General features: G+C 69.1%; 21 protein-coding genes. 14 read left to right on the top strand and 7 right to left on the bottom strand.

The genetic code is table 11. From position 1 onward, the window contains the following. Window positions 1-579, bottom strand: a complete 579-nt coding sequence (locus tag AWB92_RS11070) for a TetR family transcriptional regulator (RefSeq protein ID WP_085185707.1) — start codon at window positions 577-579, stop codon at window positions 1-3. A gap of 121 nt (window positions 580-700) precedes the next feature. Between AWB92_RS11070 and AWB92_RS11065 the strand changes: the two genes are divergently transcribed. Beyond that, a complete protein-coding gene (locus tag AWB92_RS11065) occupies window positions 701-1,681 on the top strand; it encodes a Rieske 2Fe-2S domain-containing protein (protein WP_085185505.1) in 981 nt (326 codons plus the stop codon). 6 nt (window positions 1,682-1,687) lie between these two features. Then, window positions 1,688-2,767 carry a dihydrodipicolinate reductase gene (locus AWB92_RS11060; RefSeq protein ID WP_085185503.1) on the top strand — a complete coding sequence of 360 codons (1,080 nt, stop codon included), beginning with the start codon at window positions 1,688-1,690 and terminating at the stop codon, window positions 2,765-2,767. Window positions 2,768-2,776: 9 nt separating this feature from the next. On the opposite strand, the gene AWB92_RS11055 is transcribed toward AWB92_RS11060, so the two are convergent. After that, entirely contained in the window at window positions 2,777-4,144 is a 1,368-nt protein-coding gene (locus tag AWB92_RS11055; RefSeq protein ID WP_085185501.1) for an HNH endonuclease signature motif containing protein, read from the bottom strand. Window positions 4,145-4,253: 109 nt separating this feature from the next. After that, window positions 4,254-4,598 carry a DUF732 domain-containing protein gene (locus AWB92_RS11050; protein ID WP_068113371.1) on the bottom strand — a complete coding sequence of 115 codons (345 nt, stop codon included), beginning with the start codon at window positions 4,596-4,598 and terminating at the stop codon, window positions 4,254-4,256. A gap of 128 nt (window positions 4,599-4,726) precedes the next feature. Between AWB92_RS11050 and dapB the strand changes: the two genes are divergently transcribed. Genes dapB through AWB92_RS11035 form a run of 3 tightly spaced genes read left to right on the top strand, consistent with a single transcriptional unit; the run spans window position 4,727 to window position 6,371 of the window. Continuing rightward, complete coding sequence (dapB, locus tag AWB92_RS11045) at window positions 4,727-5,464, top strand: 4-hydroxy-tetrahydrodipicolinate reductase (protein WP_085185705.1); 738 nt, start codon at window positions 4,727-4,729, stop codon at window positions 5,462-5,464. Next, window positions 5,461-5,919: a hypothetical protein gene (locus AWB92_RS11040; RefSeq protein ID WP_085185499.1), complete on the top strand. Its 459-nt coding sequence runs from the start codon at window positions 5,461-5,463 to the stop codon at window positions 5,917-5,919. Before dapB ends, AWB92_RS11040 begins: the two co-directional genes overlap by 4 nt. Then, window positions 5,916-6,371, top strand: a complete 456-nt coding sequence (locus AWB92_RS11035) for an NAD(P)H-dependent oxidoreductase (RefSeq protein ID WP_085185497.1) — start codon at window positions 5,916-5,918, stop codon at window positions 6,369-6,371. The genes AWB92_RS11040 and AWB92_RS11035 overlap by 4 nt, the downstream gene beginning before the upstream one ends. On the opposite strand, the gene AWB92_RS11030 is transcribed toward AWB92_RS11035, so the two are convergent. After that, window positions 6,356-7,204, bottom strand: coding sequence for a thioesterase family protein (locus AWB92_RS11030; RefSeq protein WP_173817397.1), 849 nt, complete (start codon window positions 7,202-7,204; stop codon window positions 6,356-6,358). The genes AWB92_RS11035 and AWB92_RS11030 overlap by 16 nt on opposite strands. 40 nt (window positions 7,205-7,244) lie before the next feature. Between AWB92_RS11030 and AWB92_RS11025 the strand changes: the two genes are divergently transcribed. Both AWB92_RS11025 and AWB92_RS11020 read left to right on the top strand, forming a co-directional pair. Next, window positions 7,245-8,780, top strand: coding sequence for a class I adenylate-forming enzyme family protein (locus tag AWB92_RS11025; RefSeq protein ID WP_173817396.1), 1,536 nt, complete (start codon window positions 7,245-7,247; stop codon window positions 8,778-8,780). After that, window positions 8,777-11,980: a carboxyl transferase domain-containing protein gene (locus tag AWB92_RS11020; protein ID WP_085185701.1), complete on the top strand. Its 3,204-nt coding sequence runs from the start codon at window positions 8,777-8,779 to the stop codon at window positions 11,978-11,980. The genes AWB92_RS11025 and AWB92_RS11020 overlap by 4 nt, the downstream gene beginning before the upstream one ends. 11 nt (window positions 11,981-11,991) lie before the next feature. Here AWB92_RS11020 and AWB92_RS11015 read toward each other — a convergent pair whose 3' ends face one another. Further along, complete coding sequence (locus tag AWB92_RS11015) at window positions 11,992-12,321, bottom strand: PE-PGRS family protein (RefSeq protein ID WP_068185179.1); 330 nt, start codon at window positions 12,319-12,321, stop codon at window positions 11,992-11,994. A gap of 96 nt (window positions 12,322-12,417) precedes the next feature. Here AWB92_RS11015 and AWB92_RS11010 point away from each other — a divergent pair, with 96 nt between their 5' ends. Genes AWB92_RS11010 through AWB92_RS11000 form a run of 3 tightly spaced genes read left to right on the top strand, consistent with a single transcriptional unit; the run spans window position 12,418 to window position 15,463 of the window. After that, the gene (locus AWB92_RS11010; protein ID WP_085185493.1) at window positions 12,418-13,185 is read left to right on the top strand and encodes an SDR family oxidoreductase; all 768 of its coding nucleotides are present in this window, start codon (window positions 12,418-12,420) and stop codon (window positions 13,183-13,185) included. Next, on the top strand, window positions 13,182-14,375 hold the full coding sequence (locus tag AWB92_RS11005) for an acyl-CoA dehydrogenase family protein (RefSeq protein WP_085185491.1): 1,194 nt from the start codon (window positions 13,182-13,184) through the stop codon (window positions 14,373-14,375). Before AWB92_RS11010 ends, AWB92_RS11005 begins: the two co-directional genes overlap by 4 nt. Continuing rightward, window positions 14,372-15,463, top strand: a complete 1,092-nt coding sequence (locus AWB92_RS11000) for an acyl-CoA dehydrogenase family protein (RefSeq protein ID WP_085185489.1) — start codon at window positions 14,372-14,374, stop codon at window positions 15,461-15,463. Before AWB92_RS11005 ends, AWB92_RS11000 begins: the two co-directional genes overlap by 4 nt. On the opposite strand, the gene AWB92_RS10995 is transcribed toward AWB92_RS11000, so the two are convergent. Further along, a complete protein-coding gene (locus AWB92_RS10995; protein WP_085185487.1) occupies window positions 15,412-15,900 on the bottom strand; it encodes a PAS domain-containing protein in 489 nt (162 codons plus the stop codon). The two genes, AWB92_RS11000 and AWB92_RS10995, sit on opposite strands and share 52 nt — an antisense overlap. Window positions 15,901-16,462: 562 nt before the next feature. Between AWB92_RS10995 and AWB92_RS10990 the strand changes: the two genes are divergently transcribed. Further along, window positions 16,463-17,707, top strand: coding sequence for a glycosyltransferase (locus tag AWB92_RS10990; RefSeq protein WP_085185485.1), 1,245 nt, complete (start codon window positions 16,463-16,465; stop codon window positions 17,705-17,707). On the opposite strand, the gene AWB92_RS10985 is transcribed toward AWB92_RS10990, so the two are convergent. Then, complete coding sequence (locus tag AWB92_RS10985; RefSeq protein WP_085185483.1) at window positions 17,696-18,436, bottom strand: dienelactone hydrolase family protein; 741 nt, start codon at window positions 18,434-18,436, stop codon at window positions 17,696-17,698. The genes AWB92_RS10990 and AWB92_RS10985 overlap by 12 nt on opposite strands. Window positions 18,437-18,478: 42 nt before the next feature. On the opposite strand from AWB92_RS10985, the gene AWB92_RS10980 reads away from it, so the two are divergent. The 3 genes from AWB92_RS10980 (at window position 18,479) to AWB92_RS10970 (ending at window position 20,574) form a co-directional block, all read left to right on the top strand. Then, window positions 18,479-19,279 carry a thymidylate synthase gene (locus AWB92_RS10980; protein ID WP_085185481.1) on the top strand — a complete coding sequence of 267 codons (801 nt, stop codon included), beginning with the start codon at window positions 18,479-18,481 and terminating at the stop codon, window positions 19,277-19,279. Beyond that, the gene (locus AWB92_RS10975; RefSeq protein ID WP_085185479.1) at window positions 19,276-19,761 is read left to right on the top strand and encodes a dihydrofolate reductase; all 486 of its coding nucleotides are present in this window, start codon (window positions 19,276-19,278) and stop codon (window positions 19,759-19,761) included. The genes AWB92_RS10980 and AWB92_RS10975 overlap by 4 nt, the downstream gene beginning before the upstream one ends. A 111-nt stretch (window positions 19,762-19,872) precedes the next feature. Further along, window positions 19,873-20,574, top strand: a complete 702-nt coding sequence (locus tag AWB92_RS10970) for a cell division protein DivIVA (RefSeq protein ID WP_085185478.1) — start codon at window positions 19,873-19,875, stop codon at window positions 20,572-20,574. Window positions 20,575-20,621: the final 47 nt, after the last annotated feature.

Genomic DNA, 20,621 nt, shown 5'->3' with positions numbered 1-20,621 from the left:
TCAACGGTCGGGCCGTCGCTCCAGATAGGCGGCCAGGGCGTTGGTCAGACCGCGCCGGGCCATGTCCAGGTCGGCGTACGAGCCGAGCTGGCGCTCCGAGACCAGCCCGCGCATCGCCCCGGGGATGAGCGCGGCCACCTCACGCACCCGGTCCGGGTCGACGTCCAGGCCGGCAAAGGCGTTCTGGCACGTCTCGAGCCAGCTCTTGCCCCAGGAGAACAGCTCGGCCGCCGTGCGCGGGTAGAGCCGTTCGAGCTCGCGGGGGTCGCGGGGGAGTGCCGCCCGCAGGTTTTCGATGGCGCGGGAATCCGCCGAAGCCAGGCCACGGTAGAGCGTGTCGATGATGGCGCCGACGCGCTCGCGCAGCGGGGCGTCGGAGTGTTCCGGCTCCGACAGCACAGAGAACGTGGCGGCGCGCCGCTCGGCGGTGCGGTGCAGGACGGCGGCCCAAAAGCCGTCGGTGTCGCCGAACTGGTATTGCACCGCGCCCCAGGTGGCGCCGATGTCCTTGGCGATGCGGTTGGCCGACACCGACCCCGGCTCGCCCGAGGCCAGTGACTTCAGCGCGGCCTCGAGCATGCTCTCGCGCGTCGCGTTGCCGCGCCGGTTGGGGCGTCGCCCGGCGACCTTGGTTTCGGCCACCCGGCTAGCCTAACATTTTCATAGAGGGTACTCTGATTCGGCGAGGAGGGATGCCCGCATGGCCAAGCCGCCGCTGTCGATGAAGCCGACCGGATGGTTCCAGGTCGCCTGGTCCGACGAGATCGGCGTCGGCGACGTGCACAAGATGAAGTACTTCGACCAGGAGATGGTCGCCTGGCGCGCCGAATCCGGCGCCCTCACCGTGATGAACGCCTACTGCGAGCACCTCGGCGCGCACCTCGGCTACGGCGGCAAGGTCGTCGGCGACGTGCTGCAGTGTCCGTTCCATGGCTGGCAGTGGAGCGCCGAGGGGCGCAACGTCTGCATCCCGTATCAGGATCGGCCCAACCGCGGCAGGCGAATTCGCACCTATCCCGTGGTGGAGCGCAACCAGTCGGTCTACATCTGGCACGACGTCGAGCGTCGCGAGCCCTTCTTCGACGCGCCCGACGTGTTCGCATCGTTCGACGACGGCCGCAACGCCGACGACTACTACCCCCAGCAGCGGCTGTATCGCCAGGCCTTGGAGCTGCACCCGCAGTACGTGCTCGAAAACGGTGTGGACTTCGCGCATTTCAAGTTCGTGCACAACACGCCGATCGTGCCGGTGTTCACTCGCCACGACTTCGCCGACGCGGTGTCCTTCGTCGACTTCACCATCACGTTCGAGGGCGACGACGGCCAGAAGATCGAGGACGTCAACAGCGGCGTCGAGGCGATCAACGGCGGGTTGGGCATCGCGGTGACCAAGAGCTGGGGGATGGTCGACAACCGCACCATCTCCGCCGTCACCCCCGTCGACGAATCCACCTCCGACGTCCGGTTCATGGTCTACATCGGGCGCGTGCCGGGCAAGGATCCGGCGCGGGCCGAGCTCAGGGCGGCCGAATTCGGCCGTGAGGTGATCCGGCAGTTCGAGCAGGACATCGAGATCTGGCAGCACCAGCGCTACTCCGACCCGCCCGCGCTGGCCCCCGACGAGTACGAGGGCTTCACCGCGATCCGCAAGTGGGCCAAGCAGTTCTACCAGGAAGGCTAAGCCAAAATGAATGCACCGATCCGCGTCTTCCAGGTGGCCACCGGAAACGTCGGTTCCGAGATGATCAGGCGGATCGCCACGCAACCGGATCTGGAACTCATTGGCCTGCACTGCTATTCGCCCGAGAAGATCGGGCGCGATGCCGGCGAGCTCGCGGGCATCGCGCCCAACGGCGTGACGGCCACCGGCACCGTCGAGGAGATCATCGCGGCCAAGCCGGACGTGCTGACGTTTCACGGCGTCTTCCCCGACGAGGACCTCTACGTCAAAGTGCTTGAGGCGGGCATCAATATCGTCACCACGGCCGACTGGATCACCGGCTGGCACCGCGACACGAACCACCCGCACCCGTCGGGCAAGCCGGTGACCCAGCTGCTGGCCGAAGCCTGCGAAAAGGGCGGCGCGACGTTCTACGGCACCGGCATGAACCCGGGCCTGAACCAGATCCTCGGCGTCGTGTGCTCGGCCGACGTCGCCGACATCGAGAACGTCACCACCATCGAGTCCGTCGACGTGTCGTGCCACCACTCCAAGGACACCTGGCTCGAGGTGGGCTACGGCCAGCCGGTCGACGATCCATCGATCCCGTCGAAGCTGGAGAAGTACACCCGCGTCTTCGCCGACAGCGTGCTGATGATGGCCGACTGCTTCGACCTGCCCCTCGACGAGGTGAAGTTCAGCTACGAGCTCGGCGCCTGCACCAAGGACGTGGACCTGGGCTGGTATACGCTGCCCAAGGGCTCGCTGGGCGGCAACTACATCAAGTATCAGGGCATGGTGGACGGGGTGCCCCGCGTCGAGACGCACCTGGAGTGGCAGATGACCCCGCACACCGACCCGAGCTGGAACATCAAGGGCTGCTACATCACTCAGATCAAGGGCGACCCGTGCGTCTACAACAAGCACATGATTTTCCCCAAGCCCGGTGTGGACCTGTCCAATCCGGACAGCTTCGCCTCCATCGGCATGACCGTCACGGGCATGCCGGCCCTCCGGGCGATCCAGTCGGTGGTGGCCGCGCGCCCGGGACTCATCACCAGCGCCGACCTGCCGCTGCGCGGGTTCGCGGGGCGGTTCAAGACGTAGGCGGGCGGGTCAAGGCGCCTCGCCGTCATCGTCGTCGAAGAGGCGTTCCGGGTGGTGATATTCGTTGGTGCGCGGTTGGCCGCGGTCTAAGTGCGGCGGCGGGATCCACTCGGTGCGGCCATCAGGGAGTTTTCTTGTGCGCCAGCCTTTTTCGATCAGCTTGTGATCGGGCTTGCAAGCGAACGTGAGCTTGTCCACATCGGTCATGCCGCCGGTGGACCAGTCGTCGATGTGGTGGACCTCGGACCAGTAGCCCGGCACGTCGCAGCCGGGACGCGTGCAGCCGCGGGCCTTCGAGTAAAGGACGATGCGCTGGTCCGGTGACGCGATTCGCCTTGACCGGCCCAGATACAACGGCCGATTCGAGTGTTCGTCGAACACCGCAAGATAGTGGTAGGCGTGGCTGGCCATCCGGATCACGTCGCGCATGGGCAGCAGCGTGCCGCCGCCCGTCACGGCTCGGCCCGTGCCGGCGGTCAGTTCCCGCAGCGTGGTCGACACGATGACGGTCACCGGCAACCCGTTGTGCACGCCGAGTTTGGGGTCGCCCAGCCGGCTACGCGCCAGGGCATTGAGCGCGTCGTGCTGGCGCTGGGCGTGGCTGCGGGTGTCCCTGCTCGCGAACTCCTCGGCGGGCTCGCCGTCGACGCAAGGTTTTTCGTCGTCCGGGTTGCACATCCCGGGTGCCGCGAACCGAGCGAGCCACGCATCGATGTTGGCGCGCAACTCCGGCGAAGCCACCAGCTTCCCGATGCTCATCCCGTCGGTGCGCTGCCCGCACCAGGTGAAGCCGCGCTGGCGGGCCCGGTCGGCGTCGGAGAATTTCCCGTCGGGGTTGATCCGCAGCGCACACTGGTTCGCCACCCTCTGCAACTGATCGGGGCGCAGTGCCAGCGCCTGGCGGGCCAGAAACCGCTCGGCTTTTTCGACCGTGTCGACCGGTATGGCTTGCGGCAGATCACGGACGAACGTCTGGATCACCCGCACGTGCTGCCCGTCGAGCATTCCTTCTCGCCACGCGTCGGCGGTCGCGGGCAGCTCTGGCGCCAGCTCCTGGCCGGTCAGGGTCCGGCGTGGCGAAAGCTGTTTGACGTCACGCAGCCGACGGCACGCCTCGGCGTAGCTGATCCGCAGCCAGTCGGCCACCACCTTGTGGACCGGTCCGCCGATGTCGGCAGAGTCCTCATCGGCCAGGCCGGCGATCACGTCGTGGCTCACCGCAACCTGGCGGCGGCGCGACGCTTCCATCTGCTCCAGCGCGCGAAGGCGGACGATCGGGCTGAGGGTGCCGAAATTCAGCCCGGCGACCTTCGCCGTGGCCGCGTGCAACTCGTCCAGCGCGGCGGACACCTCGGCCGGAAACGCCATCGAACCCATGTTCGAATGCTATCCAGCGCCGCTGACACCGGCTATCGAAAAAACGCGTTCCTGTGGATCAATGCCGAACTGTGGATAAAGCCATTTCCGATGGTTTCCGACGGAAATGTCAGGCGCTCGGACACAGATCGCGTTGGGCCCAGTAAACGAGGAGATCCGCCTGCGCCGGGTTCAGCCCGTTGGGACCCAGGTCGGTATCGGACTTCTGCAGCGCCATGGCCTGCAGCTGCGCGGGCGGAACTCCGTACGAAAGTTGCTGGCACAGCCGCTGACCCGTTTGCAACAGCGCCGGGTCACCGCCGGCGAAGTCTTGGATCCCAGCGTTGTGCAGGTCGTTGAGATAGGAGATCGGGTCGGCCTGAGCCGGGCCGGCCCAGACGACCCCGGCGGCCACAAGTGGGCCAGTTATTGCCGCCAAGCTCATAAACCGGCCAGAGCGCCTCTGTGCCGCCATGGTTCCTCTCCTTTTTTAGGTTTGCCCAAATTGGAACGCTCAATATCTTGAAGCAAATTCGGCAAATGCGCCAGCGGTCTGACGAGGATCCTCGAGGAGCGGCAACGCCCCGGTCTAGGGTGAAGGCCATGCGGGTAGGTGTGCTGGGGGCGAAGGGCAAAGTCGGGTCGACGATGGTGGCGGCCGTGCAGGCCGCCGAGGATCTGGTCCTGTCGGCGGAAGTGGACGCCGGTGATCCGCTGAGCCTGCTGACCGAGGGCGACACCGAGGTGGTCATCGACTTCACCCACCCCGACGTGGTGATGGGCAATCTAGAGTTCCTGATCGGCAACGGAATTCACGCCGTGGTCGGGACGACGGGCTTCACCCAGGAGCGCCTCGACCAAGTGCAGTCGTGGCTGGGCGACAAGCCCGACACGAGTGTGCTGATCGCGCCCAACTTCGCGATCGGGGCCGTCCTGTCCATGCATTTCGCCAAGCAGGCGGCGCCGTTCTTCGACTCGGCCGAGGTGATCGAGCTGCATCACCCGCACAAGGCCGACGCCCCGTCGGGCACCGCCGCGCGCACCGCGAGACTGATCGCCGAATCCCGAAAGGGCTTGCCGCCCAACCCCGATGCCACCAGTAGCAGCCTGCCCGGCGCCCGCGGCGCGGAGGTAGATGGAATACCGGTGCACTCCGTACGGCTGGCCGGGCTCGTCGCCCATCAGGAGATCCTGTTCGGCACCGAGGGCGAGACGCTGACCATCCGCCACGACAGCCTGGACCGCACGTCGTTCGTGCCGGGCGTGCTGCTGGCCGTACGGCGGATCAAGGAGCGCCCCGGCCTCACCGTGGGCCTCGAGCCCCTGCTGAACCTCACATGACCGGACGCACGCGCTACATCCAGCTGCTCATCGCGTTCCTGTGCGTGGCGATGCTGGTGTACTTCGTGCTGCTGGGCCGCCTGGCCGTCGCGATGATAGGGTCGGGCCGGCCGGCCGCCATCGGCCTCGGCGCGGCACTGCTGATCATGCCCGCCATCGGCCTGTGGGCGATGATCGCCACGCTGCGGGCCGGGTTCGCCCACCAGCGCCTCGCCCGCCTGATCGCCGCTGACGGAATGGAACTCGACACCAGCGAGCTGCCGCGGCGGCCGTCGGGCCGCATCGAGCGGGACGCGGCCGACGCGCTGTTCGCCACCGTGCGCACCGAGGTCGAGGCCGAACCCGACGACTGGCGGCGCTGGTACCGGCTGGCGCGGGCCTACGACTACGCGGGGGATCGTCGGCGCGCGCGAGAGGCCATGAAGACCGCGTTGGAACTGCAGGCGGGCCGATGAGCAAGACGCTGCTGATCGTGCACCACACGCCGTCGCCGCACACGCAGGAGATGTTCGAGGCGGTGCTGTCCGGCGCCACCGATCCCGAGATTGAGGGCGTCGAGGTCGTGCGGCGGCCCGCGCTCACCCTCGCACCCGCCGACATGCTCGGGGCGGACGGCTACCTGCTCGGGACTCCCGCCAACCTGGGTTACATGAGCGGTGCGCTCAAGCACGCGTTCGACGTCTGCTACTACCCGTGCCTCGACGCGACGCGCGGGCGACCGTTCGGCGTGTACCTGCACGGCAACGAGGGCACCGAGGGCGCCGAGCGGGGCATCGAGGCCATCACCACCGGGCTCGGTTGGACGAAAGTGGCTGAGACGGTGGTGGTTTCGGGAAAGCCCAGCAAGGCTGACCTGGAATCGTGCTGGGAACTTGGCGCGACCGTCGCCGCTCAGTTGATGGGTTGATCGAAAGAAGCCGGCATGAAGGCGTCGGCGGGCTGCGCCAGCGCCAGCGCCGTGCTGGAGCCGAGCGGGCCGTGCCGGTCGAACAGAACGGCGGTCCCGGTGGCCACACCCGCGGTGCCGTAATGGCTCTGGGCCGCCAACCCGAGGAACTCGCCGTCCGGCAGGCGGCTCGCGGTGACGGTGTAGTCGGCGTTGATGTAGCGCAAACCCCCAGTGCCCCAATGGGTCAGCGAACTCGTGATGTCGCCGACGAACGCCAGCCGGGTGAAGGGCGTGAGCGGGTAGCCCTGCACCATCGGGCGAAAGAGCCGCGTCCAGGCGAACTTTTGGGAGTGGGCCTGCTCCCACTCGCCCGCCGCGATGCCGGGGCTGCCCACACGCGTCGCGCCGTACCCCCAGATGAGAAACGGCATGTCGGCCGGGAAGCCGTCGGAGTCGGCCGGAAGCGGCGGCATCTCGACCTGGCCAGACCACACCTCGCCTTCCGGGTGGTCGCCCCGTCGCAGGAACAGCGAGCTAGCCCGCGCGACGGTTCGCCCGTTCTGCACCAGCGCGGCGTCGATGAGTTTGATGCGCCGGCCTTCGCGCTGCACCGAGGTCTCGATCCGCACCGGTTCGGGCAGCACCGGGCGCAGCAGGTCGACCGTGATGCGCGCGGGCTGAAGGTCGGGGTCGATCCCGGATCGCTCGATGCCGAACGCCAGCAGGCCGCCGACGTTTTGGCCTCCCAGCGCCGTGCCCCAGGGTCCTCGCGTCAGCGGGCCGGGCAGATAGGAGTCGCCATCGACAGCGAAGAACGCCTCGGGCATGATGGCGGAATCCTCGATGGTCACCGCTATCACGATAGGACAGGAGGATAACTAAGGACCGGGCATGCCTCCAGTGATCGAAATACCCCGCACGCACAACCCATTCCCGACGACCGGCGTATCCCGCGGCGCCGACGGTGTCCCGCGCTACGAGCGCCTGCCCGCCACCCTGCTGGACATGCTCGCCGAACAGGTCGACAACCGCCCGAACAGTGAGGCCGTCGCTGAATTGGGCGCCGGCCGATTGACCTATCGGCAGCTGTGGGACCGCGCGGCGCGGGTGGCCGGCGGCCTTCGGGCGGACGGCCTGAGCCCGGGTGATCGCGTCGCCGTGCGGTACCCAGCCGGCATCAACTGGGTGCTCGCGTTCTGGGGCACCGTGATGGCCGGCGGCGTTGCGGTCGCGGTCAATACGCGCTCGGCGCAGCCGGAGGTCGAGTTCGTCCTGTCCGACTCGGGTGCGCGGATGGACCTGGCGCCGGACGCGCCATTGCCCGACGGCGACCCCTACGTCACCCACGGGCTCGCGCCCACGGATATTGCCGCCCTGTTCTACACCTCGGGCACCACCGGCCACCCGAAGGGCGTGCCGACCACCCACGAGGCGTTCGTGACCAACACCGAGAATGCGATCCGCTGCCTCGAGCAGCCGAGGGACCTCGGCGAGGAAATGCGCACCCTCATCTCGGTGCCGCTGTTCCATGTAACCGGCTGCAATTCACAGCTTTTGGCCGCCGCTCGCCTCGGGGGAGCGTCGGTGATCATGCCCGCACTCAACCTCGACGAATTGATCGCGACGCTGGCGGCCGAACGCATCTCCGTGATGGTGACGGTGCCGGCGATCTACGCCCTGATGTTGCGGCACAAGGCCTTTGCCGGCGCCGACGTGTCCTCGGTCCGCTGGGTCGGTTATGGGGGCGCGCCCATTGCGCCCTCGTTGGTGGGGGCGGTGAAGGAGGCGTTTCCGCAAGCCACCGTGTTCAACGGGTACGGCATGACCGAGACCGCCTCGCTGATGACTGTCCTGCCGGATCGCGACGCCGTCGAGCACGCCGACTCCGTGGGGTACGCCGTCCCGTCGGTGGACCTCGGCCTGGTCCCGTTCGGTGGTGACGAGCCGGGGGTGGGCGAGTTGGTCACGCGCGGCGCCAATGTCACGGCGGGCTACTGGAATCGGCCGGACGCCAACCGGGCCACCTTCGCGGATGGCTGGCTGCACACCGGCGACGTGGTTCGCGTCGACGACGCGGGACGGGTGCACATCGTCGATCGGCTCAAGGACATCATCAACCGGGGTGGCGAGAACGTCTCCAGCGTCGAGGTCGAGGCGGCGCTGTTGTCGGCGCCGAATGTCGCCGACGCCTGCGCGCTCGCGGTGCCCGACGACGTGATGGGCGAAAAGGTCGGCGCCGTCCTGTTCGCCGGCGAGGGCGAGATCGACGTGCGGGCCGTCCTTGAGCACTGCCGCGGCCGGCTGGCCGACTACAAGATTCCGCAATACGTCACCGTGGTGACCGAAGCGCTGCCCCGCAACGCCGGCGGCAAACTGCTCAAGGGCAAGCTGCGCGGCGAGGTGAAATGGGGCGACCCGCTGCGATGAGCGCCCTGCTGATCGCCAACCGCGGCGAGATCGCCCTCCGAATCATCCGCACGGCAACGGAACTGGGCATCCGAACGGTGGCGGTCTACGCCGAAGACGACGCCGAGAGCCCCCACGTGCACGCGGCCGACGAAGCGATCGGCCTACCGGGCGCCGGGCCGGCGGCCTACCTGAACCAGCCCGAACTGCTCGCCGCGGCCAAGCAGTCCGGCGCCGAGCTGATCCACCCGGGTTACGGGTTCCTCTCCGAGAACGCCGAATTCGCGCGCGCCTGCGCGGCCGCCGGATACACGTTCGTCGGTCCGGGCCCCGACGTGCTCGAGCTGGTCGGCGACAAATCGTCGGCCCGCGAAGCCGCGACCGCCGCGGGCGTGCCGGTGCTGCCGGCAACCCAGGGACCCAGCGGTGTCGAGGACGTCAAGGCGTTTTTCGCCGAACAGGGTGGCGCCGTCATGATCAAGGCCCTCGCCGGCGGCGGGGGCCGGGGAATGCGGAAGGTGAGCCGCGCCGAGGAGATCGAGCACGCTTACCAACAGTGCGCGGCGGAGGCGCAACTCGGCTTCGGGGATCCCGCGCTGTTCGCCGAGGCCGTCCTCGACGCCGCGCGGCACATCGAGGTGCAGGTCGTGGGCGCGCCCGCCGGACACCAGACGCGCGCGCTGGCCCTCGGTGACCGCGACTGCAGCGTCCAGCGGCGTTACCAGAAGCTGGTCGAAATCGCACCCGCCCAAGGACTTTCGGACGCACTACGCCATTCGGTGCATCAGGCCGCGGTCCGGCTGTGCGCCAGGGTGGGTCTGCACGGCGTGGCCACCGTCGAATTCCTGGTGACCGGGGACCGGTTCGTCTTCCTCGAGGTCAACCCGCGCATCCAGGTCGAGCACCCCGTCACCGAGGAAACCACCGGGGTGGACCTGGTGGCCATACAGCTGGCCATCGCCCGCGGCGCGTCGTACTACGAACTCGGGCTCCCCGCCGGGATCGCCTCGGACGGAAGCGAAGTGATCGGCGAGCCGGCCGCCCGGCGCGGCATCGCGATCCAGGCCCGGGTGAACATGGAGACCTTCGCCGCCGACGGTTCGGTGGTGCCGGCGGCGGGCACGTTGACGGTGTTTTCGCCGCCGAGCGGCCCCGGCGTGCGTGTCGACACCTACGGCCGGCCGGGCCTGGTCACCAGCCCGCGCTACGACTCGCTGCTGGCCAAGGTCATCACCCACGTGCGCGGAACGTCGTGGCCCGCGGCGGTGCGCAAGGCTCACACCGCCCTGGGTGAATTCGGCGTCGAGTGCGTGCGCACCAACATCGGGTTCCTGCGAGAGCTGCTGGGCGACAGCGAGATCCAATCGGGCTGGGTGACAACGGATTTCCTCGACGAGAAGCTTCCCGCGCTGGCCGCCGCCGCGCTGGCTCACCAGCAGGAGGTCCGCGTCGCGCCGGTCGAGCTCTACCCCGGCGAGGAAGTGCTGCGCGCCCAACTGGCCGGCACGGTCGTGGAGGTGGCCGCGGAGGGCGAGGCGTTCGGGGCCGGCGCCCCGCTCGTCGTCCTCGAGGCGATGAAGATGCAGCACGTGCTCGCCGCCCCGGACGCGCTGCGGACGGTCCGCAGCCTGATGACGCCGGGCCAGGTGGTCGGAACCGGCGATCCGTTGCTGGTGTTCATCCGCACGGGCGCCGAAGCCGACAACGAATCCTACTCGACCGCAATGGATCTCGATCGGCCGCGCGCCGACCTCGACGAGGTGCACAGGCGCCACCTGCTCACCCGGGACGAGGGCCGGGAGGCGGTCGTCGCCAAGCGGCACGCGCGCGGCCGGCGCACCGCCCGCGAGAACATCGCCGACCTCGTCGACCCGGGCAGCTTCGTCGAATACGGCGCGCTGGCCATCGCCGCCCAACGCAGCCGGCGCTCCGAGGAGGACCTGATCGCCAACACCCCGGCCGACGGCCTGGTCGCCGGCCTGGCCCGGATTGGGGGTGTCGAGGCCGTCGTCGTGTCCTACGACTACACCGTGCTCGCCGGCACGCAGGGCATGCGCAATCACGCCAAGACCGACCGTGTCTTCGAGCTGGCAACCCGAAAACGCCTGCCGGTGGTGCTGTTTGCCGAGGGCGGCGGCGGCCGGCCGGGCGACACCGACGTCGGTGGCCACGCGGGCCTCGACGTGCCGACGTTCCGGATGCTGGCCGCACTGAGCGGCCGGGTGCCGCTGGTGTCGATCGTGTCCGGCCGCTGCTTCGCCGGCAACGCGGCCCTGGCCGGGGTGTGCGACGTGATCATCGCGACCCCGGACGCCAACATCGGAATGGGTGGTCCGGCCATGATCGAGGGCGGCGGGCTGGGGGTGTACCCGCCGGAGGCGATCGGGCCGATCGACGTGCAGCGGCACAACGGCGTCGTGAGCCTGGTCGCCCGCGACGAGGCGCACGCGGTGTCGCTGGCCAAGCAGTACCTGTCGTATTTCGACGGCCCCTTGCGGGAATGGGCTGCGCCGGACCCGCGGGCGGCCCGACATGTGGTCCCGGAGAATCGATTACGCGCCTACGACGTGCACCGCGCGATCGAGTCGATCGTCGACGTGGGTTCCGTGCTGGAACTGCGCCCCGACTACGGCGTCGGGATCGTCACCGCGCTGGTTCGCGTCGAGGGCATGGCATACGGGCTGATGGCCAACAGCACCCATCATCTCGGCGGGGCGATCGACGCCGAGGCCGCCGACAAGGCCGGTGACTTTCTCGCGCTGTGCGAGTCGTTCCGGCTGCCGGTCATCTCGCTGTGCGACACCCCCGGGTTCATGGTCGGGCCGGACGCGGAAAAGGAAGCCGCCGTGCGCCGCTTCGGCCGGATGTTCGTGCTGGGCGCGCGATTGACGGTACCGCTGGGAATGATCATCCTGCGCAAGGGTTATGGGCTGGGCGCGATGGCGATGGCCGGCGGGTCCTTCCGCGCGCCTCAGTTCACCGTCGCGTGGCCGACCGGCGAAATCGGCGGCATGGGGCTAGAAGGGGCGGTGCGGCTCGGGTTCAGCAAAGAACTTGCGGCCGAACAGGATCCGATCCAGCGCCAGCAGCTATTCGACAAGCTGGTGGCGGCGGCCTACCAGCACGGCAAGGCGCTGCGGTCGGCCACCACGTTCGAGCTCGACGACGTCATCGACCCCGCAGACTCCCGGGCCTGGATCACCAGGCTGCCGGGAGGCTGACCGTCAAAGGGTTATCCGTGGCCGGAACCGCAGCCGACGCCGGGCAGGCACCCGGTGCCGCCGGGCACGCCACCGGGTCCGGCGAACTGGCCGCCCGAGCCGCAGCCGACGCCCGGCACGCAACCCTGCCCGCCGGGCCCGCCGCCGGGCCCCTGGTTCTGGCCGCCCGAACCGCAGTTGCCGTTGGCGTCGCAACCGCCGCCGCCCGGGTCGTCCTTGATGACGATGTGCGTGGGCGCGGGCCCCGTCATCGCCGGTCCTGCCCCAAACGCGTCCGCGGCGGCCGTCGGTGCGGCGGCGATCGCTGCGGCGACCGCCCCGGCCACGACCAGTGGTTTCACGAGGTTTAGTTTGGCTAACATGCGTGTCGCATACCACGCGCACACGGGTACAAAACATCGCTAACGATAATTATTGGTGCGGACAGAAGGCACACGATGACCTCACTGGATTTGACCGGACGGACCGCGATCATCACGGGCGCCTCGCGCGGAATCGGGTTGGCGATCGCCCAGCAACTGGCCGCCGCCGGCGCCGACGTAGTGCTCACCGCCCGCAAGCAGGAGGCGGCCGACGAGGCCGCGGCGCAGGTCGGCGAGAAGGCCGTCGGCGTCGGCGCCCACGCCGTCGACGAGGACGCCGCCCGCCACTGCGTAGACCTCACGCTGGAGCGCTTCGGCAGGGTCGACATCCTGGTCAACAATGCGGGCACGAATCCGGCATACGGCCCGCTGATAGAGCAGGACCACGCCCGCTTCACCAAGATCTTCGACGTCAACCTGTGGGCACCGCTGCTGTGGACCTCGCTGGTGGTCAAGGCGTGGATGGGGGAGCACGGCGGCTCGATCGTCAACACTGCCTCGATCGGTGGCCTGCACCAGTCGCCGGCGATGGGCATGTACAACGCCACCAAGGCCGCGTTGATCCACGTCACCAAGCAACTGGCGCTGGAACTTTCCCCTCGCGTCCGGGTCAACGCCATCGCGCCGGGAGTGGTGCGCACCAGGCTCGCCGAGGCGCTGTGGAAGGACCACGAGGATCCGCTGGCGGCGACGATCGCGCTCGGGCGCATCGGTGAGCCGGCCGACGTGGCGGGCGCCGTCGCGTTCCTGGTTTCCGACGCGGCGAGCTGGATCACCGGCGAGACGATGGTGATTGACGGCGGCCTGCTGCTCGGCCCCGCCCAGGGATATCAGGCCCAATGAGCGCCATAGACGTCACAGCGGACCTGGCCGCGCGGGTCCAGGCGCTGCTCGGCGAGCACGACCCGGCCACCACCGAAGCGCGGGAATTCCTTGGCGCGCAATACGATGCGGGGCTGGCCTGGGTCCACCTGCCGCCGGGTTTCGGCGGGCTCGGCCTTCCGCGGGACACGCAGCAGTTCGTCGACGCGCGGCTGGCCGCCGCCGGCGCGCCGGTGGGCGGCACCGTCAAGAACTACATCGGCATGGGCATGGCGGCGCCGACGATCGCGGCGTTCGGGACGGACGAGCAGAAGCGAAAGTTTCTGCGCCCGTTGTTCACTGGCGAACAGATCTACTGCCAGCTGTTCAGCGAGCCCGGCGCCGGCTCGGACCTGGCCGGGGTGTCCACCCGCGCGGTCCGCGACGGTGACGACTGGATCGTCAACGGGCAGAAGGTGTGGACGTCGCAGGCTCAGCACGCGGACATGGCCATCCTGGTCGCCCGCACCGACCCGACGGTGCCCAAACACGCCGGCCTGACCTACTTCCTGTGCGACCTGACCCAGCCGGGCGTCGACATCCGGCCGCTGCGCCAGATCACCGGCGAGGCGGAGTTCAACGAGGTGTTCCTCACGGACGTTCGGGTGCCGGATGCGAATCGGCTCGGCGCAGAGGGCGGCGGCTGGCGCGTCGCGACCACCACGCTGAACAACGAGCGCGTCGCCATCGGAACTCGCGCCGGAATGCCGCGGGAGGGCGGGCACATCGGCAAGGTCACCGGCGCCTGGCGCGACCAGCCGGCGCTGCGCAACCCCGCGATGCACGACGAGCTGATGCGGCTGTGGGTCGACGCGGAGGCCCTTCGACTGACGGGTGAACGCTCGCGCCAGCAGGCCAGCACCGGGCAGCCCGGACCGGAGGGTGCGGGCATGAAGGTGGCCTTCGCCCGTCTGGCCCAGGCGATCTCGGGGTTCGAGATCGAGCTGCACGGTGAGGCGGGCCTGCGCTACGACGACTGGACCCTGCGCAGACCGGAGACGGTCGACCTCGTCGGTCGCGGGCCCGGATACCGCTACTTGCGGGCGCGCGGCAACTCGATCGAGGGCGGCACGTCGGAGATCTTGCGCAACACCATCTCCGAACGAATCCTCGGCCTGCCGGGCGAACACCGGGTCGACAAGGACGTCGCGTGGAAGGACCTGCCGCGGTGAGCGATCTCCTGTATTCCGATACCGAGGAGGCGTTGCGCGACAGCGTTCGTCACCTGTTCGCCGACCGCTGCCCGCCCGAATCGGTGGCCCGAGCGTATGACGCTGCGCCACAGGACTTTTCGGGAATATGGCGGACGCTGGCAGCCGAGCTAGGGGTGGCCGGCCTGCTGGTCCCCGAGTCGCTTGGGGGCGCCGGCGCGTCGGCGCGCGAGGCCGCGGTCGTCATGGAGGAGATCGGGCGCGCGGTGGCGCCGGTGCCGTTCCTGTCCAGCGCGGTCCTCGCCACCGTCGCGCTGCTGCGGGCCGGCGACGACGAGACGGTGGGTGCGCTGGCCCGCGGCGAGATCACCGCGGCGCTGGTGGTGCCGCTGTCCACGGCGTCGGGCGATTCAGTTGGGGGCGTCAGTGCCGGCGCCGACGGGCTGAGCGGAGAGGTCGGCAGCGTCGCGGGCGCCGTCGAGGCCGACGTGCTGGTGGTGCCGGCGGCCGCGCCCGGCGGGCTCGAGCTGCACACCGTGCCGCGCACCGCCGCAGGCGTGCAAGTGTCACCCGTGCTCTCGCTGGATATGACGAGACCGCTTGCGAGCGTGCGCTTTTCGGGGGCGGCGTCGTCACGGCTGGGGCCGGCGGACCTCGCGGTGGCCGAAGCGCTTCAGACCGGGGCCGCGCTGCTCGCGTCCGAGCAACTGGGCGTGGCCCAGTGGTGCTTCGATACCACGCTGGCGTATGTCAAGCAGCGCAAACAGTTTGGCCGCGCGATCGGGTCCTACCAGGCGATCAAGCACCGGCTGGCGGATCTGTGGTTCGAGGTCAGCACTGCGACGGCGGTGGCCAGGCACGCCGCCGACACCTGCGCCACGGCCGATGAGGACGCGGCGACCGCGGCGGCGCTCGCGCAGGCCTACTGCAGCGGCGTTGCCGTGCATGCCGCCGAGGAGTGCGTACAGCTGCATGGCGGCATCGGAATGACCTGGGAGTATCCGGCGCACCTCTACCTCAAGCGCGCCAAGAGCGATCAGTTAGCTCTGGGCACCGCTTATCGCCACCGCGCCCTGTTGGCGAAGCTGGTGAACCTGCCGTCCTCGTGACGTCGGCAGTCGCCGGTCAGCCACATCTCTTCGGTGAGGTCGTGGAAGGTGACCAGGGCGACGGTGTCGTCACGGCGTCGCATCGCCGACCTGCTCATGCTGGCCCACACCGAGTGCCCGCCCCTGTTCCGCAGCTCGACGGTGCGCTTGGCGCCCGTGCCGACCAGCGTGATCCAGCCGTCGTCGGCCGGCATGCGGTAGAAGAGGTCTTCGAAGTTCATCGACGCGAGCTGATCCGGCGAGTAGCCCACCATGTCGCAGAACGAGCCGTTGGCGAACAGGATGGTTCCCGCGCGGTCGACTGCGATGGCCGGGGCCGGTAGCCGTTCCAAGACGACCAACGCCGGCATCCGCTGCAGTTCGTCGATCGGCAAGGTGCCGGGCGGCCTCGGGCGTCGGCGCTCAATGCGCGAACCGTCGGCGGCTTTGGGAATCATCGGGATCACTGTCCTCCCGTCGTCGCGCCGGCATGGCCTCCCGGATGCGGCAAAGGCGCGCTTTTAGTTGAACGCGCCCACAGCAAATATTATGGGAAGGCTTGAGAGAAGTCCATAGCGGTTAGCTGAATTAGCTATTCGGCATGTGCACAATTGACTCTGGCGCCAGAACGATACCATTGGCATGTAATTTCCTAGGCTGTTTTGTTAGCTGAGCGCGGGCGCCGACGCGCGTTACGCGGCTAGACACGTTCCCACAGCAAACATGGGAGGTCGGCTTCGCTAACTCTTCTCATGAACGCGGCATCGTCGCCACGCCGCGGCAGCAAGTGCCGCGCCCGGGCTGTCGCTAACTCATGTCGGCGCGCAACCCGGGCGACAGACAAGTTGCTTGTCTTTCGGCGGCACTGGTCCGTGCCCCGAGCCCCCGGCGGGTTTTGCTCAAGGCGATCGTTAGCGATTGGTCCGGCAAACAGCTTCGGCGACATATCGTGGGCTCGCGGCGCACGCGCCGCGGCTGCACAATCGGTTTCCGAATCACCGTTGCGAATGGAGATAGCGAATGCGTGTGTTGCTGTCGACATACGATTCGCGCGGTGGCGTCGAGCCGCTGCTGGGCCTCGCCGTCCAACTGCAAGCGCTCGGCGCGGAGGTTCGCATCTGCGCGCCGCCGGACGACGAGTTCGCCGAACGGGCCGCCGGTTTCGGCGTGCCGCTGGTGGCATTCGGCGAGTCGGTGCGCGCCATGACCAGCGCGGCCGGTCCGCAGTCCGAGGCGTACCTGCGGCGGCACTTCGATGAGTTGATCGCCGCGCAGTTCGACACCGTCGCGGACGCGGCCCGGGGATGCGATGCGCTGGTGGCCACCGGCCTGCTGCCGGCGGCGGCCGGGGCCCGGTCGGCGGCCGAAATGCTCGGCATCCATTACGTTTACGCGAGCTATCACCCCACCAACCTGCCGTCGCCGCACCACCGTCCGCCCTCGTTCTGGAGCTGGCCGCTGCCATCGGGCGCGATCGACCACCGGGCGCTATGGGACCTGGACGCCCAAAACGTGAATGCGCTTTTCGGCCCGACGCTCAACCGTCACCGCGCCGAGGTCCGCCTGCCGCCGGTGCACGACGTCCGAGGTCACGCCTTCACCGACCGCCCGTGGCTGGCGTCGGACCAGACATTGGGCCCGTGGCAGGAGCCGACGGACCTCGACGTCGTCCAAACCGGCGCCTGGATGCTGCGGGACACGCGTCCGCTGCCGGCGGAGCTGGTCGAGTTCCTGGACGCCGGGACGCCACCGGTGTACGTGGGCTTCGGCAGCATGCCGCTGCGCGGCCCGGCCGACCTCGCCCTTGCGGCCGTCGAGGCGATCCGCGGGCTGGGCCGCCGGGTGGTCGTCGCCCGGGGGTGGGCCGGCCTGGCGCCGATCGACGACGGGGACGACTGCTTTTCCGTCGGTGAGGTGAATCAGCAGTCGTTGTTTGGGCGGGTGGCCGCCGTCGTGCACCACGGCGGCGCGGGCACCACGACGACGGCCGCCGGCGCGGGCGTCCCACAGGTGGTGGTGCCGCAGGGCGCCGACCAGTTGTACTGGGCGGGCCGGGTCGGCGAACTGGGCATCGGGACCGCGCACATAGGTGTGGTGCCCACCGCCGAGTCGCTGTTCGCCGCGCTCGAGCCCGTGTTGACCCGCGAGGCCCGCGCGCGAGCGGGCGCCGTGGCGAGCACGATCCGCACCGACGGGGCGGCGGTGGCGGCGAACCTGCTGCTCGAGACGATCAGCCGGGAAAAGGCCGCCAGCCTAGCGCGGTAGCGCCGACCCGAAGACCTCCCTCATTGCCGCCCAGTGCCGCTCGTCGGCGGCGGGGTCGTAGGGAGGGTTGTCCGGGACCGCGAAGCCGTGGGCGGCGGGATACCACTCGATGGTGTGCGCCACGCCGGCCGCCGTCAGCGCCTTGTCGAGCTGCTCGGCGTGGTCGGTCGTGAACGATGCATCGTTCTCGGCGCCACCCACGTACACCGTGGCGGTGATCCGGTCGGCCAGCAGGTGGGGGCTGTCCGCGCCGTCGCTCACCAGACCGCCGCCGTGGAAGGACGCCGCGGCGGCGACGCGGTCCGGTTGGCGGCCGGCCACCACCAGCGACGTCCGCCCGCCCATGCAGTAGCCGCACACGCCGAATCGCTCGCCGGACACCTCGGGGCGACCGGCCAGGTAGTCGAAGAACGCGCCGGCGTCGCTGGCCATTTTGTCCGGTGTGATGCCGCCGATCATTCCGAAAAGTCGCCTGCGTTCCTGCTCGTCGCTGAACACGGTGGCCATGTCGAACGGGGCCCAGTCGCCGCTGCGGTAGTACACGTCGGGAAGCAGCACCGCGTAGCCGAATCCGGCCAGCTTGGCGGCCATCTCGTCGAAGGTGTCTCGCACCCCGCCGGCGTCGCAGTACATGACGACGCCGGGCCAGGGGCCGGGTCCTTCGGGGGTGAAAAATCGGACGGGGCAGGAGCCGTCGGGGGTGGTGACGCTGTCGGTGAACTTCGGCATGGGATCCGTTCTACTCTCCGTCCCGCGGGGTAGATTGGCCGCGTGCCGATCGCCACCCCCTACGAGGACCTGCTTCGCGTGGTGCTCGACCGGGGCGCCGCCAAATCCGACCGCACCGGCACCGGGACCCGCAGCCTGTTCGGCCAGCAGTTGCGCTACGACCTGTCGGCCGGCTTTCCGCTGCTGACCACCAAGAAGGTGCATTTCAAGTCGGTGGTCTACGAGTTGCTGTGGTTTCTGCGCGGCGACTCCAACGTCGCCTGGCTGCACGAGCACGGCGTCACCATCTGGGACGAATGGGCAAGCGAGACAGGCGATCTCGGGCCTATCTACGGCGTGCAGTGGCGGTCCTGGCCGACGCCGACCGGTGAGCACATCGACCAGATCAGCGCGGCGCTGGAGCTGCTGCGCACCGATCCGGATTCGCGGCGCATCATCGTCTCGGCGTGGAACGTCGGCGAGATACCGCAGATGGCGTTGGCGCCGTGCCACGCGCTGTTCCAGTTCTACGTCGCCGACGGGCGGCTGAGCTGCCAGCTCTACCAGCGCAGCGCCGACCTGTTCCTCGGGGTTCCGTTCAACATCGCAAGCTATGCGCTGCTCACCCACATGATGGCGGCCCAGGCCGGCCTCGCGGTCGGCGAGTTCGTGTGGACCGGCGGCGACTGCCACATCTACGACAACCACGTCGAGCAGGTGCGGACCCAGCTCGCGCGCGAGCCGCGGCCGTATCCAGAACTCGTTCTGGCGCATAGGGATTCGATCTTCGACTACACGTATGAAGACGTCGTCGTGAAGAACTACGATCCGCATCCGGCGATCAAAGCTCCCGTCGCGGTATGACGCGTGTGGGTCTGGTCTGGGCTCAGTCGACGTCCGGTGTGATCGGGCGCGGCGGCGATATTCCATGGCGGGTGCCCGAGGACCTTGCGCGCTTCAAAGAGGTGACCATGGGTCACACGGTGGTGATGGGGCGGCGGACGTGGGAGTCGCTGCCGGCGCGGGTGCGGCCGCTGCCGGGCCGGCGAAACGTCGTGTTGTCCCGGGACCACGATTACGTGGCCGAGGGGGCCGAGGTGCTCGACTCGCTGGAGGCGGCGCTGAGCGAGCCGCAGGCGTGGGTCATCGGCGGCGAGCAGATCTACCTGCTCGGGCTGCCGCTGGCCACCCGCTGCGAGGTCACCGAGGTCGAAATCGACCTGCCGCGCGACGACGGCGACGCGCTGGCCCCGGTGCTCGACGAGTCGTGGATGGGCGTGACGGGCGACTGGCAGGTCAGCCGCACGGGGTTGCGTTACCGGTTTCACACGTACCGTCGTCCGTAGGGGTCGCCTCGGCGGCGCCGCCCGCGTGACGGGCACGACCTGACATACTCGGGACCCGGGGGTCGGTCTCACGGGTCTATGACTCATTTCCAGTAAAGGGGGGATTTTGCAGTGATAACCGAACCCGCGAAGACGTTTCCGCGTGTGTTCAGGGGCTACGATGCGGCGGCGGTTGACGCGTCCATCGAGGCGCTGACCGCCAAGCAGCAGCTGCTGCTCAACGACGTCAGGAGCCTGGAGGCGCGACTGACCCAGGCCGGCGACGAAGCGGCGGCCCTGCGCAAGGAGGTCGCCGTCCTCACCGACACCTCACCGTCGCCCCACGCCATGCAACTGCGGATGGCCAACATGCTGCGGCGCACGGTCGACGAGGTTTCCCAGCTGCAGGCCGAGGCGCGGGCCGAGGCGGACGCGCTGATCGCGTCGGCGGAGGCGGAGGCCGAGGAGTCCCGACGCGAGCACGAGGAGCAGATGGCGCAGCTGACCGCGCGCCGGGAGGCCCTCGAGGCGGATTACGACGAAAAGAAGAAAAAGCTCGAGGCCGAGCTGGCCGAGATGCGTGACGAAACCGAACGGGCTATCGAGCAGGCGTGGCGCGATGCCCGGCGGGAGGCCGATCACTATCGCGAGCAGGCCCGGCGGGCCGCGGACGAGGCCAGCCAGCAGCGAATCAAGATCCTCGAGCAACTGGAGCGAGTCTACCGCGACCTGGAGCCCGTTCCGGCCGCTCTCGCGGCGGCGCGCCAGGAGCAGAAGGATTTGCCGGAGGCGAGCGTCGTCGTGCCGCTGGGCGAGAAAGTCGGCGCGGGCTGATCCCGCGGTAGCGTTGCCGCGTAGGGCGGCCAGAACGCGGTATTCTC

The sequence above is a fragment of the Mycobacterium sp. IEC1808 genome (assembly GCF_002101935.1).
Lineage (GTDB): Bacteria > Actinomycetota > Actinomycetes > Mycobacteriales > Mycobacteriaceae > Mycobacterium.
Note: the sequence above shows the minus strand (reverse complement) of the source record. Positions and strands in the feature narration are given on the sequence as shown.

Excerpts from the sequence above, each read along its gene's own strand:
- AWB92_RS11070 (WP_085185707.1), bottom strand. The coding sequence starts at position 579 with ATGCTCGAGGCCGCGCTGAAGTCACTGGCCTCGGGCGAGCCGGGGTCG.
- AWB92_RS11055 (WP_085185501.1), bottom strand. The coding sequence starts at position 4,144 with ATGGGTTCGATGGCGTTTCCGGCCGAGGTGTCCGCCGCGCTGGACGAG.
- AWB92_RS10985 (WP_085185483.1), bottom strand. The coding sequence starts at position 18,436 with ATGCCGAAGTTCACCGACAGCGTCACCACCCCCGACGGCTCCTGCCCC.
- AWB92_RS11050 (WP_068113371.1), bottom strand. The coding sequence starts at position 4,598 with ATGGCGGCACAGAGGCGCTCTGGCCGGTTTATGAGCTTGGCGGCAATA.
- AWB92_RS10995 (WP_085185487.1), bottom strand. The coding sequence starts at position 15,900 with ATGATTCCCAAAGCCGCCGACGGTTCGCGCATTGAGCGCCGACGCCCG.
- AWB92_RS11040 (WP_085185499.1), top strand. The coding sequence starts at position 5,461 with ATGACCGGACGCACGCGCTACATCCAGCTGCTCATCGCGTTCCTGTGC.
- AWB92_RS10975 (WP_085185479.1), top strand. The coding sequence starts at position 19,276 with ATGACGCGTGTGGGTCTGGTCTGGGCTCAGTCGACGTCCGGTGTGATC.
- AWB92_RS11020 (WP_085185701.1), top strand. The coding sequence starts at position 8,777 with ATGAGCGCCCTGCTGATCGCCAACCGCGGCGAGATCGCCCTCCGAATC.
- AWB92_RS10990 (WP_085185485.1), top strand. The coding sequence starts at position 16,463 with ATGCGTGTGTTGCTGTCGACATACGATTCGCGCGGTGGCGTCGAGCCG.
- AWB92_RS11025 (WP_173817396.1), top strand. The coding sequence starts at position 7,245 with ATGCCTCCAGTGATCGAAATACCCCGCACGCACAACCCATTCCCGACG.
- AWB92_RS11060 (WP_085185503.1), top strand. The coding sequence starts at position 1,688 with ATGAATGCACCGATCCGCGTCTTCCAGGTGGCCACCGGAAACGTCGGT.
- AWB92_RS11005 (WP_085185491.1), top strand. The coding sequence starts at position 13,182 with ATGAGCGCCATAGACGTCACAGCGGACCTGGCCGCGCGGGTCCAGGCG.
- AWB92_RS11035 (WP_085185497.1), top strand. The coding sequence starts at position 5,916 with ATGAGCAAGACGCTGCTGATCGTGCACCACACGCCGTCGCCGCACACG.
- AWB92_RS11010 (WP_085185493.1), top strand. The coding sequence starts at position 12,418 with ATGACCTCACTGGATTTGACCGGACGGACCGCGATCATCACGGGCGCC.
- AWB92_RS11065 (WP_085185505.1), top strand. The coding sequence starts at position 701 with ATGGCCAAGCCGCCGCTGTCGATGAAGCCGACCGGATGGTTCCAGGTC.
- dapB (WP_085185705.1), top strand. The coding sequence starts at position 4,727 with ATGCGGGTAGGTGTGCTGGGGGCGAAGGGCAAAGTCGGGTCGACGATG.